At 35.2% G+C, this 19,285-nt stretch carries 15 protein-coding genes and 1 riboswitch; of the genes, 5 read left to right on the forward strand and 10 right to left on the reverse strand.

Annotated features, from left to right (window positions below; translation table 11 throughout):
• The first annotated feature begins 131 nt into the window (after positions 1 to 131).
• Positions 132 to 1,031: a DUF1002 domain-containing protein gene (locus BC6307_RS22465; protein ID WP_066416015.1), complete on the forward strand. Its 900-nt coding sequence runs from the start codon at positions 132 to 134 to the stop codon at positions 1,029 to 1,031.
• 118 nt (positions 1,032 to 1,149) lie between these two features.
• On the opposite strand, the gene BC6307_RS22470 is transcribed toward BC6307_RS22465, so the two are convergent.
• The 5 genes from BC6307_RS22470 to BC6307_RS22490 all read right to left on the reverse strand — a co-directional run bounded on the left by BC6307_RS22470 (position 1,150) and on the right by BC6307_RS22490 (position 7,653).
• A complete protein-coding gene (locus BC6307_RS22470) occupies positions 1,150 to 2,088 on the reverse strand; it encodes an ATP-grasp domain-containing protein (protein WP_066416013.1) in 939 nt (312 codons plus the stop codon).
• A gap of 14 nt (positions 2,089 to 2,102) precedes the next feature.
• Positions 2,103 to 3,134 (reverse strand): LLM class flavin-dependent oxidoreductase, encoded by a 1,032-nt coding sequence (locus BC6307_RS22475; RefSeq protein ID WP_066416010.1) that lies wholly within the window; start codon positions 3,132 to 3,134, stop codon positions 2,103 to 2,105.
• Between the two features lie 59 nt (positions 3,135 to 3,193).
• A riboswitch (SAM riboswitch) is annotated at positions 3,194 to 3,292 on the reverse strand.
• A 242-nt stretch (positions 3,293 to 3,534) separates the two neighbouring features.
• Positions 3,535 to 4,008: a hypothetical protein gene (locus tag BC6307_RS22480; protein WP_066416007.1), complete on the reverse strand. Its 474-nt coding sequence runs from the start codon at positions 4,006 to 4,008 to the stop codon at positions 3,535 to 3,537.
• A gap of 266 nt (positions 4,009 to 4,274) precedes the next feature.
• Entirely contained in the window at positions 4,275 to 5,369 is a 1,095-nt protein-coding gene (locus BC6307_RS22485; RefSeq protein ID WP_066416004.1) for a PRK06851 family protein, read from the reverse strand.
• Positions 5,370 to 5,466: 97 nt separating this feature from the next.
• A complete protein-coding gene (locus BC6307_RS22490) occupies positions 5,467 to 7,653 on the reverse strand; it encodes a DNA topoisomerase III (protein WP_066416001.1) in 2,187 nt (728 codons plus the stop codon).
• 161 nt (positions 7,654 to 7,814) lie between these two features.
• Between BC6307_RS22490 and BC6307_RS22495 the strand changes: the two genes are divergently transcribed.
• Entirely contained in the window at positions 7,815 to 9,371 is a 1,557-nt protein-coding gene (locus BC6307_RS22495; RefSeq protein ID WP_066415999.1) for an ABC-F family ATP-binding cassette domain-containing protein, read from the forward strand.
• A 170-nt stretch (positions 9,372 to 9,541) separates the two neighbouring features.
• On the opposite strand, the gene BC6307_RS22500 is transcribed toward BC6307_RS22495, so the two are convergent.
• From BC6307_RS22500 to BC6307_RS22510, 3 genes are all read right to left on the reverse strand, one after another.
• Positions 9,542 to 10,360, reverse strand: a complete 819-nt coding sequence (locus BC6307_RS22500; RefSeq protein WP_066415997.1) for a TraX family protein — start codon at positions 10,358 to 10,360, stop codon at positions 9,542 to 9,544.
• 435 nt (positions 10,361 to 10,795) lie between these two features.
• On the reverse strand, positions 10,796 to 10,984 hold the full coding sequence (locus tag BC6307_RS22505) for a hypothetical protein (RefSeq protein ID WP_066415994.1): 189 nt from the start codon (positions 10,982 to 10,984) through the stop codon (positions 10,796 to 10,798).
• Positions 10,985 to 11,153: 169 nt separating this feature from the next.
• Positions 11,154 to 12,059, reverse strand: a complete 906-nt coding sequence (locus BC6307_RS22510) for an NAD(P)/FAD-dependent oxidoreductase (protein ID WP_066415988.1) — start codon at positions 12,057 to 12,059, stop codon at positions 11,154 to 11,156.
• Between the two features lie 299 nt (positions 12,060 to 12,358).
• Between BC6307_RS22510 and BC6307_RS22515 the strand changes: the two genes are divergently transcribed.
• The 3 genes from BC6307_RS22515 (at position 12,359) to BC6307_RS22525 (ending at position 14,706) form a co-directional block, all read left to right on the forward strand.
• Entirely contained in the window at positions 12,359 to 13,309 is a 951-nt protein-coding gene (locus BC6307_RS22515) for a peptidoglycan-binding protein (RefSeq protein ID WP_066415985.1), read from the forward strand.
• Positions 13,310 to 13,424: 115 nt separating this feature from the next.
• A complete protein-coding gene (locus BC6307_RS22520) occupies positions 13,425 to 13,967 on the forward strand; it encodes an RNA polymerase sigma factor (RefSeq protein ID WP_066415983.1) in 543 nt (180 codons plus the stop codon).
• Entirely contained in the window at positions 13,948 to 14,706 is a 759-nt protein-coding gene (locus BC6307_RS22525) for a hypothetical protein (protein WP_066415981.1), read from the forward strand. The genes BC6307_RS22520 and BC6307_RS22525 overlap by 20 nt, the downstream gene beginning before the upstream one ends.
• Positions 14,707 to 15,096: 390 nt before the next feature.
• Here the strand turns inward: BC6307_RS22525 and BC6307_RS22530 are convergent, their stop codons facing one another.
• On the reverse strand, positions 15,097 to 17,814 hold the full coding sequence (locus tag BC6307_RS22530) for a tetratricopeptide repeat protein (RefSeq protein WP_066415980.1): 2,718 nt from the start codon (positions 17,812 to 17,814) through the stop codon (positions 15,097 to 15,099).
• A gap of 185 nt (positions 17,815 to 17,999) precedes the next feature.
• Complete coding sequence (locus BC6307_RS22535; RefSeq protein WP_066415978.1) at positions 18,000 to 19,094, reverse strand: BsuPI-related putative proteinase inhibitor; 1,095 nt, start codon at positions 19,092 to 19,094, stop codon at positions 18,000 to 18,002.
• Positions 19,095 to 19,285 lie beyond the last annotated feature (191 nt).

A 19,285-nucleotide genomic window follows, 5' to 3' on the forward strand; every position in this document is an offset into this window, starting at 1 on the left:
CATATATAAAAGCTTGTCCCGAATTAGATTAGTTCGCCTCCGGAAAGACATACAGCCGGAAGCGTGGTAGAATAGGAACAAGCAACTTTGCGTTGTATTTTTGAATATGAACAATAAAGGAGAACAAAACGATGATTAAAAGGTTATCAAAAATGTTCCTCATCCTAGTATTAGCATTCACGACTTTTACATCTATTGGCTTTGCAGCAGGAGAAGATGATACAGAAGTAATTAATGAAAAATTAGGTTTTCCTATAGTTGTATATGGTGGATCCTTAACAGACACACAAAAAGAAGAAGTAAAACGATTGTTAGGAGTTACAAACCCTGACCTTGTTGATCACATTACAGTAACTGGCGACGATTTAAAAACATATTTGAATGGTAATCCAAACTCCCGTATGTTTTCTTCAGCGAAAATTACGTTAAAGGAACAAGGAGTAGGGTTAACAGTCGATATTATTACTCCCGATAATATTACAGAAGTAACGAGAGAAATGTATGCGAACGCACTTTTAACTGCAGGTGTTGAAGATGCGGTTGTAGAAGTAGCCTCTCCCGTAAAAGTAACGGGTCATTCTGCTTTAGTCGGAATTTATAAAGCATACGATGCAAAAGGTGCGGAGCTTGATAAAGATCGAATGGAAGTTGCGAATGAAGAGTTAAGCATCGCAACGAAGTTAGCAGAAGAAGTAGATAAAGAAAAAGTAAGTGAGTTATTAACAGAGATTAAAAAACAAATTGCAGAACAAAATCCGGTAACTCGTGAAGAAGTAGAAAAAATTGTAGAAGACCAGTTAAGCCGTTTAAACATTGAATTAAGCCCGGAAGACCGCCAACTATTAATTGACCTGTTTGAAAAAATGCGGTCGTTGAATATTAATTTTGATAACGTGCGTAATCAATTAGAAGATATTACGAAAGATATTAAAGACCGAATTGATAGTGTTATGGGCGATAGTGGATTTTGGCAAGGTGTGAAAGACTTTTTCCGGGACCTATTCCAATCAATTGCGAATTTATTTAAGTAAGAGAACTGACTTACATTCTATCCTAGAGATATAAAAAAATTAGACCGTTTCACTGCGGTATGTTTCCGCGGGAAATATAGAAAGAGCTGTTCCGTTATGAGGAGCAGCCCTTTTCGTATTAAACTTGAACTTTTAGTTGTTTGCCAAGAAACTTTGCAAGCTCGAGCATTCCGTATTTGCCTGCTTTTTGCTCTGCATCGCTATTGTAATTTGTATTTGTGTTTATGTCATATGTGTAAATTTCTCCGTCACTATTGCGGATAAATTCAATTCCTGCAACATTGATATTGTTACTTTTTAAAACCGCTTCATACTTTTCGATAATCGGATCATGGAAGTCTTCAATAATTTGAAATTTCGGCTTCTCTTCTACTTCTTCCCCAACCGGACAAAATAAGTCCCCAATTTGACATGCATCTGCCGGGCAAAGCTCGAATCCTTCTGACGTGTCTACTTTCACGGCATATAGGAACTTTCCACCAACAAACTCACAACGAGTAATGTACGATTCTGGTGATTTTATATATTGTTGTATTAACGTAATTCCATCAACTGGCTCTTCAAATGCCGGGCTATTTACGTATGCCTCTAAACTTTCAATAGAATTAAACAGCTGTACACCAAGTCCTTTTCCCGCCCGGTTATGTTTCGTAATAAACGATTCATGCCCCAATTTTTTGGCCGCTTCTACAATTTGTTTTCTTCCAACGGCCGCAATCGTTGTTGGTGTACGAACTCCATGCTTTTCTAACTCCGAATATTGGACTACTTTACTTAATTCTAATTGTAGCGCTCTGCTTCCATTAAATACTGTCCGGCCATGATGCTCTAACCAAGTTAATACAGCGCTCGTTAATTCTGGCGCAAATCGGTGATCTCTCGTGTGAGACGACGCACTCATTCGATTATAAAAAACACCCTCTGGTGGCACTTCATTTAAAGGGACAGTCCCCTCATCTAAATGCCACTCTTCATATGGTAATTGGAGCTCTTCCAATCTTTTCGTTAAATGTACAGTCCATTCTTTATTTTCGTGAATGATATAGATCTTCTCCATCGTAAAATTCCTCCTTAACCTTTGTTGACTAACGGTATAACTTGTTGTGCAAATCGTTCCATCTCTTCTAGTTGAGGAGAAAATTGCAGTAATAATAAGTCTACCCCAGCTGCCTCGTATGCTTTTATTTTTTCCGCAATTTGCTCAGGTGTGCCTATTAAATTTGGTCTTAATCCTCTATTGGAAACAGAATAATCCTGTAACTTCACTTGCTGTTCAAGCTGTGATTTGCCCGTAAAATCTTTATACCCTGCGTATGCACTCGATTCTTTCACATTCGTAATTCTATTTAATTCTGCTTGTGCTTCTTCTTCTGTATCTCGGCATATGACATATGCTGCCATTCCAAACGATTGTAAAGGCTCTTTCTTTAACGCTTCTCTTCTAGCCTTCATATCTTCTATTTTGACTTGCACTTCTTCAACCGTTCCGCCGTGCATGACATAAGCATCACAATTTGAAGAGATTACTTGTTTCCCTTTCTCACTTTCCCCACCTGCATAAAGAATAGGGTTCGGACGTTGGACTGGCTTTGGAAACAGTTTTGTATTAGAGAGTTCATAAAATTTTCCTTTATAACTAAAAGAATCTTCTGTCCAAAGACCTTTTAAAACATCTAAAAATTCTTGCGTACGATCATAACGATCATCATGTTCCGTAAATACTCCGCCATACTGCTTCGCTTCTTCTTCCCACCAAGCTGAAACGACGTTAAGTGTAAAACGGCCATTGCTAATGTGATCAATATTAGCAGCCATTTTTGCCGCGACTGCTGGATTATGAAAGCCAGGACGGATAGCGGTCATAATTTCTATTTTCTCCGTTACTGAAGCTAATGCTGCTGCAGTAGACCAAGCTTCTAAACTATCACTTTCAGGACCTTTTATATCATTTAAATACAATTCTGCAATTAATGTTGTATCATATCCCCATTTTTCTGCCTTTTGTATTACTTCTTTTGCATAATTAAATGTAGGCGGCATTTTTTCATCTTCAACATTTCGTAGCCAACCGCCAAAAATAGGTAACCAAAAACCAAATTTCATCTCTTTTCCCCCTATAAAAAAAGCTTCTTCGATAAGAAGAAGGCAGCAGTTAGCTTTTCTCCTTATCTTCCAAGGTATATACCTTGCTGGATTTAGCACCTTTTTATAAAGGTTGCCGGGTTTCAAAGGGCCAGTCCCTCCACCACTCTTGATAAAGAATTTTATTCAATTTATGGTAATCCTACCACAAAACTTGGTGTTTAGTAAACTAAAAAGGTAAAGTATTTGCAATAATCTTTTATTAGAATAGTATTACAAGAACAAAACCAGAGGCGGCTCACTGGCCCGACAAGCATTTGTCAGGAGTTACACTCAATCTTTCTTATGTTAATGTTATGTTTTCCATAACCACTTAATATAAAAAAAGAGCGCTACTTCACAGTAACACTCTTCTAATTATTTATTGAACTTCTTTTTCAAAATTCGGCTCTAATAATCCTGCCTCTATATATGGAGTAGCAATTTGCTTGTGGAATGCAGCTAGTTTTTCTTCTGCATTTTCACCATCTACACGCTCTTCAAAATATTGCGCAAAAAGTTCTATCGCTTCTTCCACATCTGTACGGTATTGTTCCGTTAGCTCCGTTGAAACTTCCATTGCACGAAGCTCGTTTGCAATTTTGTTCGCTGCAGCTTTTGCTTCTTCTTCGCCTTCACCTGTTTGCTCGTAATTAGTAATTGCGCTCAAATGAGGACGTACCATTTCGATTAACTCCATTTGTATGTTCATTAAAACTTTTTGGTCTTGTTTTTCATCATGTTCAGGAGCTGCTAATTGCTCTTGTGCTCCCTCGCTAGCGTTATTGCTGTTTGCTCCACATGCTGTTAAAAATGATAATGTAACGAAAATAAGTAAGATTGTCCACTTTTTCATTATGACGTCTCCCTTTGCTGTTAATATACGTGTGTAGTGTACACTTTTTTCTAGTTTTCGTATATATAAAACGCCATATACGTAATTTTTAAAATTTATATATTTTTGAAATAATAAATAGAGGTTGAGACATAACTATTTTCATCATAGTAAAAGAACAAGAAATATACTGGGAAAAACTCGCTCCGGAAATATACTTCGCTAATTCTGCGATAGTTCGTTTTTTATTATGACTAATTTAGTTTTGTCTCAGCCTCTTCATTACATTAATGCTTCACTAGTTTTTCCATTTGTTCATGTATCCATTCTGTTTTCTCATCTATCACTTTATAATCCATCGCATTTACATAAATTGCTTCTAGCTTCAAATGCCATTCCTTCGCTTCTGCTAAATGCGATATTGCTTCTTTCATTTTTTCACTATATTGTTTACTCACTTTTTCTATTTCTTTCTCGTATCTTTCATCCGTACCTTCACGAATCGTTAAATCGTACATATCTAAAATTTCATCCCCGTCGCGACTTGGGAAATATTCATGTGGAGCTGTACTATCAAAAATTGCAAATCCTAGTTCTCTGACGACAACCATATCTAAACTATGAGGGTCAAAGCCACAATGATATACTTCAACGTCATAACCTGTTTTTTCGCAATGTTTAACTAGCTTTTTTAATAGAGTAGATTTTCCAGACCCTGGACGACCTTTTATAAAATAACGCTTTTTTAATCCTTCCGTTATATTTGGAACGAAGTCTACCGCACCGACCGGAGTTGCTGCACCGAGAAATCGGTGTTTAACGTCCGCTTGTTTTGTTAACGTATTTCCATCAAAAAGCTTTTCAATTAGCTCATCGGCTAATTTATTTGCTCGTTCGAAACTCATATTATGAATAAAATAACGTTCCCACTCATCATGGATTTTAAGCGCTTTGTTAAACGTTGCATACGCCGTCTCAAACGCTTGCTTTTTTTGATGGGCAAGTTCTAAAATTTCAATTTTACGGTGAGCTAGTTTTTTCGAATCCCATGCTTCTCCTAAATTTATATATTCCTCAATTGCACCTGGAGCTGTCGGTTCAATAACGTGAGGTGCCGTTCCGTCCACAATACCGACACCGATGCTTCGAATAATTAGCCCGTCGACAGACCCTGTATCAGACGAACAATGTAAATATTCTATATCAAACCCGGCCTCGTTCCAACGTTGACCTAATTTTTTTATCATTGTTGACTTCCCAGTTCCCGGACCACCTTTTAAAATGAATACACGGTCCAAACCTTCTAAATTTGATTCATATAAACTGTAAAATCCTCTTGCTGTATTTCCACCGGCATAGTAATTTAATATGTTTCCTGCCAAAAAAAACACCCCTTACGAATGTTAGGTTTTTTAACTACTACTTTCTTCTCCTAACATATGCGAAGGGGCTAAAATAGGTGAATACCTAGATTTTTCCTTATTTATCTAACTTCAGTTTTTTCAATGCATCTGCTAATGCTGTATTTAATGGCTCTTCTTTATTATTTTGTTTCATATATTTATGAACATCACGCTTCGTTGCTTTTTGGTTATTACTGTTTTTACGCTTTTGTTGGAACGTCGAAAGCTTCTCACGGTGCCCACAAACGCAAGCGAAAATTTGCCCTTCTCCTTCACCACGAAGCTCTAGTTTTTTGCGACATTTAGGACAACGCGCGTTTGTTAATCGTGCAACATTCTTTTTATGCCCGCATTCACGATCTTGACAGACGAGCATTTTTCCGCGCTTGCCGTTGACTTCCAATAAAAGTTTACCGCAATCTGGACATTTCGTTCCGGTTACGTTGTCATGTTTAAATTTCTGTGTGCTGTTTTTCACTTCATGAACAATTTCTTTCGCATAATCGCGCATGTCATTAATAAACGCTTTTTGAGGCAATTTCCCTTTCGCAATGCTGGAAAGCTTTTGTTCCCACTCGGCAGTTAGTGCTGGTGTTTTTAGCTCTTTAGGAACTAAATCTAGTAACTGCTTCCCTTTAGACGTAATATGAATTTCTTGCCCTTTTTTCTCAATAAGAAAACTATTAAATAGTTTTTCGATAATATCCGCTCTTGTCGCAACAGTACCAATTCCACCTGTTTCGCCTAACGTTTTCTTCACGTCTTGACTAGCCTCATCCATAAATTTCGCTGGGTTTTCCATCGCAGCAAGCAATGTTCCTTCATTAAATCGACTTGGCGGTTTCGTTTCACCACTCGTTTTATTAACCTTTTGAATCGTTAACGTATCACCCTCGTTCATGGAAGGTAGTAATTGATCTTTCACATCTGATGCTTCGGAGTCTTCATCTACTACATTTCCGAATACATCTTTCCAACCGTTTGAAAGCACTATTTTACCTTTAGCTGTGAAGGAATGATTAGCAACCTCTGCCTCCAATGTCGTTTGTTCGTACTCAAATGGAGGTAAGAGTACTGCTAAAAATCGTTTGACAACAAGGTCGTATATTTTTCGTTCTTTATCAGTCAGTTTCGCTAAAAATACTGTTTCCTCTGTCGGGATAATCGCATGGTGGTCCGATACTTTTTCATCATTCACAAACGATTTGTTCGTTCGGATTGGACTTTTTAAAATCCTTTGCGCGATTGGTGTGTATGGTTTTACACTAACTGCTTCCACACGTTCTTTTAATGTCTCAACAATATCAGAAGAAAGATAGCGGGAATCTGTTCTAGGATATGTTAACACTTTATGTTGTTCATATAATTTTTGCATAATAGACAACGTTTCTTTAGCTGAGTAACCGAATATTCTATTCGCATCTCGTTGTAGCTCTGTTAAGTCATATAACCCAGGAGCAAAGCTTTTTTTCTTCGTCTTTTGAACGTTTTTAATTTTTACGGTCTTTCCTTTTATCGAATTTGCAATCTGTTCTGCTTTCTCTTTTTCGAATGTTCTTGTTTGGTTCGAATCTTTCCATGTAAAAACGAGTCCGTTGTTCGTGACAACTTGTACACCGTAGTATGCTTTTGGTTGGAAGGAACGAATCTCTTCCTCACGTTTTGCAATCATTGCGATCGTTGGCGTCTGTACTCGCCCGGCAGATAGTTGTGCATTATATTTTGTCGTAAGCGCTCTTGTCGCGTTCATTCCGACAATCCAATCGGCCTCTGCTCTAGCAACCGCTGAATGGTACAAGTTCTCATACTCTTTTCCATTGCGAAGCTTTTGAAATCCTTCTCTAATGGCACGGTCTGTTACGGAGGATATCCATAAACGTTTGATTGGTTTGTTTACTTTTGCTTTTTCAATAATCCAGCGGGCAACAAGTTCTCCTTCACGCCCGGCATCTGTTGCGATAATAATTTCAGAAACATCTTTACGAACTAATTGTGATTTTACTGCATTGAATTGTTTCCCTGTCTTTTTTATGACAACGAGCTTTAAACGTTCAGGTAACATCGGGAGATCTTCTAGCTTCCACGTTTTATATTTATCATCATAGCTTTCTGGATCCGCATGTGTAACGAGATGGCCAAGCGCCCACGTTACAATATAATCTTTTCCTTCTAAAAAGCCATTTCCTTTTTTATCGCATTTTAATACTCTTGCTATATCTCTACCAACAGAAGGCTTTTCTGCTAGCACTAATTTTTTTGTCATACACGTTCCTCAGCTTTCCTTTTTGTCCTATTCATTATCTTGGCATATTCTTTGCGTTCATGCAATGAATGAGGGAATTTCACTAGTAATTGGCATAGCGTTCTTCCCAATATTTTAGTATTATTATGTTTATGAGCCTATTAATAAAGGATGGAATATAAATGAGTTTATTAACGATAGATAATTTAAGTCATACATTTGGGGATCGTACCCTCTTCAAAAACGTTTCTTTCCGCCTGCTACCTGGCGATCATATTGGGTTAGTAGGAGCAAATGGTGTAGGGAAATCTACACTAATGAACATTATTACTGGAGAAATTGTCCATGATGCTGGACTTGTGGAGTGGACACCTAATACACATTACGGTTATTTAGATCAACATACTGTATTAACACCCGGGAAATCAATGCGTGACGTGCTTCGTGATGCCTTTTTACCACTGTTCGAAAAAGAAAAAGAATTGAACGAAATTACCGAAAAAATGGCTACAGCTACTCCAGATGAGTTAGAAGTGTTGCTCGAGAAAATGGGAGAAATTCAAGATCATTTAGACGCTGGTGGCTTTTATAATTTAGATATTAAAATTGAAGAAACAGCGCGTGGATTAGGTTTAGATGCAATTGGACTAGATCGTGACGTTGCAGCTTTAAGTGGTGGACAGCGTACAAAGGTATTACTTGCGAAACTATTATTAGAACAACCAAAAGTTCTTTTACTAGACGAGCCGACGAACTATTTAGACGTAGAACATATTCGTTGGTTAGCACAATATTTAAAAGAATATCCGTATGCATTTCTTTTAATTTCGCATGATACAGAATTTATGAACGGTGTTGTTGATGTTATTTTCCATTTAGAGTTTTCGAAATTAACACGATACACAGCAACATACGAAAAGTTTCTAGAGCTGGCTGAAATTAATAAAAATCAGCATATTAATGCGTACGAAAAGCAACGTGAATTTATTAAAAAGCAAGAAGATTTCATTGCAAAAAATAAAGCACGTTATTCCACTACGGGACGTGCTAAAAGTAGGCAAAAGCAGTTAGACCGAATGGAACGAATTGATCGCCCAGAAACTGCTATGAAGCCTACTTTCGAATTTAAAGAAAGTCGAGCAAGCTCCCGATACGTATTTGAAGGAATTGATTTAGAAGTTGGTTATTCTGAACCACTATTTCCTAAAATGAATGTGACAATTGAACGTGGAGACCGCATTGCCGTTGTAGGATCTAACGGAGTAGGGAAATCTACACTATTAAAAACTATTTTAGGTAAGATAGAACCATTAAGCGGCAAACGAATTTTAGGAGATTTCGTCTTCCCTTCTTACTTTGAACAAGAGATGAAAGCTGGAAACATTACACCTATTGATGATGTATGGGCAGCATTTCCTTCGATGGATCAACACCAAGTCCGTGCAGCACTTGCTCGTTGTGGCTTAAAAAATGAGCATATATCTCGTCCTTTAAATCAATTAAGTGGTGGAGAACAAGCAAAAGTACGCTTATGTAAACTAATGATGCATGAGAGCAACTGGCTTGTATTTGACGAACCGACAAACCATTTAGATGTTGTTGCGAAAGAAGAATTAAAACGTGCGATTAAAGCTTACAAAGGAACTGTTTTACTCGTTTCCCATGAACCTAGCTTTTACGAAGACTGGGTAACGAAAGTATGGAACGTGGAAGAATGGGCGGAACAAGCTACAAAATAGTTCCCTCTCGGTGTATAAATTAAATTATTAGGAGATCGGTTATTCATTAGAATACACTTTATTGATTAACCACAATCTCCTTCTATATAAGTCAGTAATGGTGTCGGACTTTGGAAATTCCAAAGCTTAAGAATAATTTCATTGACATAGAAATATAAAGAAGAAGTATACTATCTTATGTAAAAGCCTATGAAATAAAGTAAAACAATGTGTACAGGATAGAATATGTAAAAAAGATATTTTAATCCCCTCCCTTTTTTACCGTTATAAAGTAGGAAAAGAGGCAAAGCAAAAATCTTCATCCATTGGTAGTCCGCAAATGGAAATAAAAGAGAAACAAAGCCTGGTAATGCCATTGGGTTCAACTTTTGATTAACTAAAAGAATAACAATACAGAACATAGTATATCCACTTGCCATTTTAAACTTATTTGCGTTCAAATAGTAGAACAATACTCCTAGAAAAACAGTGAGTATCCCACCCTCCATAAGTAAAACGTTTCCGAATATAGTTCCAAGAAAAAAATAATTTGGCTTCACATCACTTGGAACAAATATTTCGAATCCTTCTACAAGGAGAAAAAATATAACACTAGAAATGATTTGCCAAACAAAAAGTATAACGATATATTTTAGCTTTTTGTTTTCTAATAAAGATAAAAGCAATACGATGAAGAATAATGGGGCAAAGAAGTTATTGAGGATGTAATAATTATTAATTTCTATTAATCCTCTAAATGACTTGTAATAAACACTATAATTGATAATTATGTTTAATAAAGCCATACCAACAGTAAATATGTATAACCTGGTAAGGTACTTTATTTTATTTGAAGTATGTTTGAAACCGATAACGACACAAAAAATAAAAATAGGAGCTGCAATTCTACCTATCCATCGAAACCATTCTGGTGTATCAGGGATAAAAAGACCACAATGATCGATAAACATCGAAATTAAAGCGATTATTTTCAATTTAGTAGTAGTCATATTTAGCCCCCTCACTATTTTGAATATCATAAAATAAAATGCTAGAGTATGTTATTACTTAGCATTTTCTTTATTATTCATACTATGGCGATAGTTTTTTAATGGTAAAGTTTATTAATATTCCACATATCCTGAGAAATTACTTGGCGCATAAAACAGTAAATAGTAATCTGCTGAATGATCCAGTCCACTCGGATAACCATATCTAGTATAACCTGGGGTTACGTAATAAGTTGTTACAAGACTATCGTACCAGAAACCTTTTTTGTAAAGTTCCACTTTTAATTGGGTCGAATAGGAGTTGCTCATCTGTATTTTATAAGAGCTAGATCCTGTAAAAAGCTTATTTGTATATAAATTAGATCTAGCTGCTTGACCACTGAAAGTCAATCGACCATCTTTGAAGACATCATGGGATGTAGTAGGTGGATACTCTCAAAATGTTGAGAATTCCCCTTCTTTTTCCTCTTGGGTTAGCGGTGGTTCTGTAGAAACTCCACTATTTTCTGTTGAAGGACCCAAGTTCTCATCATTCTTTACTTCATAAGATGTCTCTGCTGAAACAATGTTAACAAAACTAATTAGCAATAGAACTGCTATCGATAGAATTGACAATCTTTTCATTCTACTCATCCTCCTATTAAATTATGATTCTATTCAAGGGTATCAAAGTTTCATTAAAATAATTTAAATGTTTTGTAAATTCTTTCAAAAACAAGAAAAGCAAGGTCAGCTAATGTAATTTTATAAGTTGTTTTTTACCACACCAAACGTTAAAGATCTTTGGGACTTTTTATGTATCTGTTCCTTTTTCCATTAATGTTTTATGTATCCATATTGCCGCCTGTGAACCTTCCCCCATTGCGATCGTTACTTGCTCTGAATGTGCCACAACGTCTCCTGCTGCCCAAACATTTTTAATATTTGTCATTTTCGTCCTTGGATCTGTAATAATATGTTTATTTTCTAACATTTCCACTTCTAGCTGTTTCGCTAAGTCTGACTTTACTTTATTTCCACCGTAAGCAATAAAGCCTCGTTCTCCCTTTATTTCTTCACCATTTGTTAATTGAACTCCTTGAAACTTTTCTTCCTTTGCTAAAACTTCAGCAATTCGTTCGTTTACGGTAACAATATTTTTTTCATCAAGTTGGCTTTGAAGGTTTTTATCTATCTCCTTCTCACTATCATTCACATATAAAATATCGTTTGACCAATACGTTAATGTTAAAGCCATATTAGCTCCTACATCTCCCGCACCGAGGACGATTGTTTTTTTTCCTTTAATTTCGTACCCATCACAATCAGGACAAACGTACACAGTGTGTCCTAAACATGGATAAATAGAGGCAAACGGAGGGATGTTATCCTTTAATCCAGTGGCTAAAAGAATCGTTTTTCCTTCATATTTCGTCCCATCTAATAAACTAACAGCGAATTTACGGTTAACTTTTTTCATTTCTACTACTTTATCGTTAAGAAACTGGACGCCTAATCTTTTCGCCTGTTCAGTGCCAATCTTTCGTAGTTCTATACCGCTAATTCCGTTTGGCCACCCTAAAATATTATGATAACTGTGGCAAATGGAGGACCGTCCGTTATAATCATCTATGACAAGCACTTGATGGTCATAGCGTCCCAGTTGTATTGCTCCTTGTAATCCCGCAATCCCTCCACCGATAATAATGCAATCAAACATTCATGACCACTCCTTCCATATTTTATTGTTTGATTTATTGGAGTTTTTATGAAAAACATGGAGTGAATTTCTACTAGCAATAAAAAATTCCCCTTTGATATGGGCTGCATAATCCGAATGCTTACTTAACAACCCTGTTTATAGAAAAAGTGAAATGGACCACATATTAGAGTCTAGCTAATTTTTGTGGTGCCTTCTAAATAAAATATATTTTCGAAATATACATACTATTATAAAGTATGTTTACAATTTTATATAAATGGTATATTACGGATTGGTAAAAAAAGGGGGTTATTAGGTTGAATAGAAAAAAATTATGTATTTATTTATTAATTATCCTTGTAGTATTTTCTAGTGCAGGAGGAAAGATGGTTAATGCCCATAATCACTATGATTTCAGAAATTTATCAACATGGCAAACTGTTGGGTACAATTATTCTACAAGCGGTGGTTTTGTTGGTGCTGTACAATCAATGTTGTGGGCTTCTAATCTGAGAGATATGGTAGGATCAGTAGATCAATCATATGGACCAAAAACAAACAGCGCTATAAAAGAGTTTCAACGTAGAAATGGACTTAGTGTTGATGGAAATGTCGGGCCAGCTACTTGGGGAAAGTTTGAAGAAAGGACATATAATGTAGATACTAGAACAAGGAGATATCGTGGTGGTAGCGCTCATTACCAGGTATCATTTAAATGGTCTTCTACTGGCACAGGAACTCAGTATAGTTACTATTTAGAACAATATAATAATCCTGGAAATGTACATTATTCAGGGAGGTTGTGGACAGATGACTCATCAAGAGTATCAACTCTTAGCGCTCTAAAAGAGGACGAGAAAGTTTCAAAAATGGAACTAGAAGAGGTAAAAGATGATGTGAATATTCCACTAAATATAGATGAAGATATCGATTATATTTTAGGGAATCCTCTAATTGATATAGAGGAAAGAGAGGGTGGATTTGCGATTGTAAGCTGGTATGATACTATAGAGGGAGAATCAACCATGGTATCACAGAGTATTAATGAATATGGAAAAGTTAACAGTTTAATGGATGAAATTGAAAATGTATGGTATAAAAACAAAAAAGTTAAGAAATTGAACATTGCTGGGCATGAGGCAATTGTTGAACAAACAGAACACGAAAATGATACATTGCATATTGTAACAAATGATAATGTTTATACAGTAGCAGGAATTAAGGAAGCAGAATTAATAGAAATTTCTAGATATATAGAACTTAAATAATTGTTATAAAAAGAGAAGCTTAATAGTTTCTCTTTTTTTTATTAAATAAATTATAAACTGCAACGGAAAACTAGGTTGTTCGTCTATATATATAGTTAGTAAAAAGGAGGATAATATGTTAAGTGATAAAGAAAAAAAAGATAAAGTTGAAGAATGGTATTCTCAGCATAGTGATGATATTTTCAAATATATTGGTTTAATGCTAAATGATTATCATAAGGCAGAAGATCTCACCCAAGAAACATTTGTAAAATCTTTTATTTATTTTGAGCAGTTTCAATATAATTCATCAGTTAAAACATGGCTTTTTATGATTGCTAGAAACACAACAATAGATTACCTCAGAAAAAATAAAAAATATAAAATTATAGCTGCATTATTATCCAAAAATTTAGAGTCGGATGTTATAAATACTGCTGAAGAGATAATTGAGCTAAAGGAAGATGTCTCTTATTTATATACTTCAATAAAAAATCTTAAACCAGCATATAGAGAGGTTATAATTTTAAGAAAAATAAAAGGATTTTCAACAAAGGAAACCTCAGAAATACTAGGTTGGACCGAAAGTAAAGTTAAATCTACTTTATTTAGATCTATAAAAAAACTAGAGCAAGAATTAAATAAGGGAGGGTATGTTTATGAACAAAAATTTTCATGAGGAAAATAATATCCTTAACACTCAACTTAATAAGATAAAAAATAATATTACTTGGAAAGAGAGTAGGAAAAATTTCACTAAAAGAAAGACAATAATATTGATAGAGAACCAAATCAAGAAATCTAATAGAAAAAAAGCTGCATCTCCCTACCTTGGAGCCACTCTTGGATTTCTAGTTATTTTTATATTAATATCTTCCAGTACATTTCTTTTTGATAAAAATCAATTTGGTAAAGAGAATGAAAGTACAAGTGAAACAACGTCATTAGGAGATACTGAGGGTAGTAAAAGTGAAGAATATAGTAATCAACTTAAAACAAAGAATTTATTAGTTAAAACCTTTTATGATAAAATTAATATCCCTCTTAATTTGTCAGAAACTCTAGAGTTTATTAAGGATGATGAACCATACATAAATGTTTCCAATCATTATAATGGATTTGATGTAAGCGTAGAATTTAGAACAGATAATGGTCCCTTTGTAATTTCCCAAAGTACCATAGATCCAGAGTATCCTCCTATTAACGAGGAGGACATTTTAAAAGAAATGAGTGATGTAAATGGGGCGCATAACCTTAAAACCTATCGATATGAAGATAGAACTATTATTGAAGTAATTAATAATACTAGCGACAATTCAATGATCAAAATTATAGCTGGATATAATCTATATACTATTATTGGGAACTTTACCTCCGAGGAATTGGTGGGAATTTCTGATCTATTAAACTTAAAATAATATACAAGTGAAAGAAATAATCTGTTGTTAAATAGTGTGTTTATGACATTGATCTTTATGAAAAGATGTAGTTTAATTGATATAATGTTTTATATTTTCACATATGAGCCCGATTATCGTAGATAGAAGTCCTACGGGTGGAATTCACACACGATACATGTGTCTTCCTCTCATTGGGCTTTATTTGTTAGATGCTCGCTAGCCTTTGGAAGAAACGGATTCCTTCCTCGGTGGAAATCAAGGTTCTAGAAGTAGACTAACAAGTACCGAAGATGTAATTATTTGCCACTTATCGTCTCTTAGGAATTCTCACTTTGGACAATGTTTTTAGTAAGCATAGAAAAATAAAAAAAGTCCCAAAAGTCAATTGCTACTTCTGGGACTCTTTTTTTATTTTGGTGCAGACTGGATAGATGGTTCTACGTCTACTGTTGCCTTTACCATGAATTCATATTGTAGGAGGCGAGCTTCTAAAAGCTTAACAGGATCTTCGTATTTTTCTGGATTGGCTTTCAGCTCATTCCATTCTTCCTTAATAAACGTAATTTCCGTTTCTGTCTCACGGACATTCTCTTTTAATATTTCAACTGATTCTTCGAAAAAGCTTGCCGTGTCTGCTTTTAATGCCTTTTCAAACAAATCAAATTCTAAAAAGATACTCGAAACGATTTGCTCGGTAACTTCTTCATATTTCTCTTGTTCTACATACTTTTTGTACTGTTTATATAGAAAACTTTGATTTTGAGGTAATACTTTTAAAAACTTCCCAGCACTCTTTAATAATAACTGTGCAGGATTTGTGCGGTAAAAAATATTATACTCCTCGATTTCTGTTCGATTTAATAATCGTTTTATATCTCTGCGCCAATCTTCTACTATATGAAAATTAGATGGGAAGGAAAGCTTCTCCTCTTCATAAAAGCCGTTAAGACTTTCCGCCATTTCTTGTAAATATTGCTGGCTATCCTTTAAATCTGATTCTGTTTCATCTAACCACGTTAAAATGGACTCGCGTAACTCAAAAATAAACTGTTCATTAAAATACGCTTGAATATGCTCATTCATATGTTTATTTAATTGTACATGTAGTGTACCAAAGTCGCTATCCTCTTTAATGAGGTCTGCTGTTGATTGTAAAAGGGAAGGTACTTTTCTCCTTAAATCTGCCTTTAATTGCTGCTTTACCGTTTGGTACGTATTAGCAAAATGAACTACTTTATCAGATTTCCAATCCTCTACATTTTGCTGTAATGCTTTTAACTTATCACACATCATTTCATGGAATTCTAGTGATGATTGTAATCCATCTTCTAAAGTAACTCGATAGTTTAGACCGTCCGTGAACATCTCTCTAATGAGACGGAGTAGGTTTGTAGCTCTTCTTCCTTCAAACTGCTTTTCCTTTGCAAAGAAGTTTTTGAATAAAAATTGGTGTAGCTCCTCCGAACGATCTTCCCCATTAGTTGAATAATAAAACAAGTTAGAGTCTGGGAAAAAGTCTTGAATACTATTTTCCAGTTCGTCTGCCTGCCTCTTTATTAAATCTTTGTCAGCTAAAGGGCTGCGGAGAATAAAATGAACAGGTACATCTGGTACTTGTTCCCTAAGCTGAATAATGCCCGCTAATTCAATATCAGAAAATGGCGTATCTGGATTTAAAATGTAAATAACACCATCCGATAACGATACAACGGTTGAGTCTTCCATGTTTGAAGCTAATAACGCATAGTTGTATGACTGTAAAAAGGAAGATGGCCACTTCATTTCAATAAGAGACTGTTCAGAAGCTTCCTCAATAGATTGAATCGGCTTTTGTTTACTCCTACTAATCTCATTCCACTCCATCGCCTCTTCTTCACTGTAAATGTACAGTGGATGAGTAGTAGATGGAATAATATCGTCCCTTACGATTGATTGGATAAACGATTTTTTGATTGCATCTGTAGAACTCATAACAAATAAATGTTTATTTTCTAGCTGCTGAAGCTTCGTAAATAGCCAACTCTTTCGTAGATCTACTTTTAACCTATTTTCAATCACCCATTCATTTAAAACGTGGAAAACATCTAGCGCTTCATCTACAGGTATATGCTCGTGCTCCACATGGAAAATGCGCTCTTCGGCAAGGTACATCGCATTTTGATTAATTGTATATGGAAACACTTCATTCCACGAAAGAATTGCTGTGGCTGGAAATAGCCCTTTTGTTTCATCTGTAATCTTCAACCAGTTTTCTAGTAAATGTGGGATAATTCTTTGCAAATCACTTACTGGGTATATGCCATTTACTAATTGTAAATATGATTGTTTAAATAAACGATCTACATCGTTCCATTCTTTTATTCCTTTTACATCTAACTTATCCATTACAACGTTGATTGTATGCAACCAGTCTAAGAAGGACGGTTCTTCCATGTAACATTTCCATAAGGAGTATACTAATTCTACAAATGCCCGCTCATTCCATTGTAATGTTGTATTTAAAATACTTTGAAAATATGCAGGCTCGATTTGTTTTACATAACCATTCTCGATGTAGCCTAAAAGTGTCGATAGCCACGAAATATTTCGCGTACGAACGAGCTCCTCAATACATAAATCAACTGCTTGCTTCCAATCATTTTGGTTTTCATAAAATTCAATGGCGATTGCCGTTACATCCGAATAGTCAGGGTCGATTGCAATTGCTTTTCGTATACTTCGATATGCTGCTTCTACATTTCCTCGTTCCATATGTAACGAAAATAATTGTAACGCTACTTCTACATTTAACGTTTTACTATTCGGTTCAATGCGAGTGTAAATATCCTCCGCTTCGACTAGTAACCCAATATCAAAATAAGCGTCGGCCATGTTTTTCAATGCCCACGGCTTAAGGTCATTTGTAACATGCTCCCATTTAAAAATCGCCGCTTCATAATCTTTATAATGATAATAAATCTCTCCTTGCGCATAGCGAACAGGAGAGAGATCTGACCCTTCCTTTTGTTGTTCCGCTACATATATCGCACCTAACTGTTCTACCGGAGAACGTTCTGTATTATTTAAATATGATTGATAGTATGTTTTTTCTAATAATGATTGTTCAAATTCTTTTCTTTCATCCATTTTTAATTACACACCCCTTTTACCTTATTAGGAAAGAGCAAACATAGACCTGTCACATAATATTCGAGCATATTCTACATTTTTAGACCATCCTTATATAAAAAAACTATTCCCGAATTAATATATGATATAACAAGAAAAAGAAGACGTACATCGACGTCCTCTTTTTGACAAATTTTAAAACTTTATTGTAGTGGCGTCGGCATGACATACCATGTATTTTCTTGCATTCGTAATTGAAAAGCTAAGTCAGTTTGTTCACCTTCCAATGAAAATTCAACTCTTCCTTGTTGATCTTTCGTTATAACAGTAAAATCTCTAACTTCATTAAATTGCCTCATAAACGAACGATGTGCTTCGACATTACCATCACGATTTTGTTTTACATACTCTTCAACAGGAATGTCCATCGAATCCGGCAAATAAAAGTGATATAGAGTTTCGAAATCTTCTCCTGCTAATACGTACATATATAAGGTAAATATTTCAAAAGGTTTTAATCCTTCCAATACGTTTGGATTAGCTTTTATTTGTTCTACTACTTTTCCTAACTCTTGTTCTACTTCCAAAACTGATTTATCTAAATGTACGTGCGTTCGGTACTCAATAAAAATAATTCTTTCGATTGTTTTTTCCTCATACTCAGTTTCAACATAGATAAACTCAATGAAGCCATCTTCTTCCATCGTCATTAATTGATCTTTCGCTAAATCTGTTAGTTGAAAGGGAACCGGTTCTTCCCCAATTTCGACCGTTACTACATCCCCATTCATTTCTATTAACTTTCCTGTCATTCGTTGATACATAGAATTAGAAATGGAAAATTCCTTTTCCACTAATTCCTCTTGTTGTGCAGAAGTTAAAAAGAGTTGAATCGTATACTTTCCATCTGGTAAGCCGCCGATTGAAAATGCCTCCTCGAACACTTCACCTTGTTTTAATGTTAATGTTTGAATTGCCATTGTTGACATAACTTCTCTAGATAATTGAGAAATCATTTCTCCATGTTCATCGAAAACAATATAATCAACAGTTAAACCACTTGAAATTTCGTATTGCACTTCTACTCCGCTATCATTCTTTAATGTGTATTGAACTTCTATTGACCCGTTTTCTCCATTTTTAATCGCAGCCTCTTTCACCATTTCTCCACTGTAAGATGGTTTTGGTTCCTCTTTAGGCTGTTCTCCCGTTGAATTTTCTACTTTTCCACAACCAATTAAAATACTTGAAATAACTACAAAAACGATTAACCCCTTTACCCATGTACGCATGAACATTTAAAATCCGCCCCTATTTGTTTTATATTAGAAAAGCTACATTATGTTTGACGCGGTCTTATTTGAAAAGTTTCTTCTTTTATTAAAATATTTTTCCATTATGAAGTAGCCGTTTAACACATAAAAAAGAGGTGGGACATAACTATTTTTCTCAAAGTAAAAGACGAACAAGTAGAGTGGAAATAACCCGC

The sequence above is a fragment of the Sutcliffiella cohnii genome, assembly GCF_002250055.1.
GTDB lineage: Bacteria > Bacillota > Bacilli > Bacillales > Bacillaceae_I > Sutcliffiella > Sutcliffiella cohnii.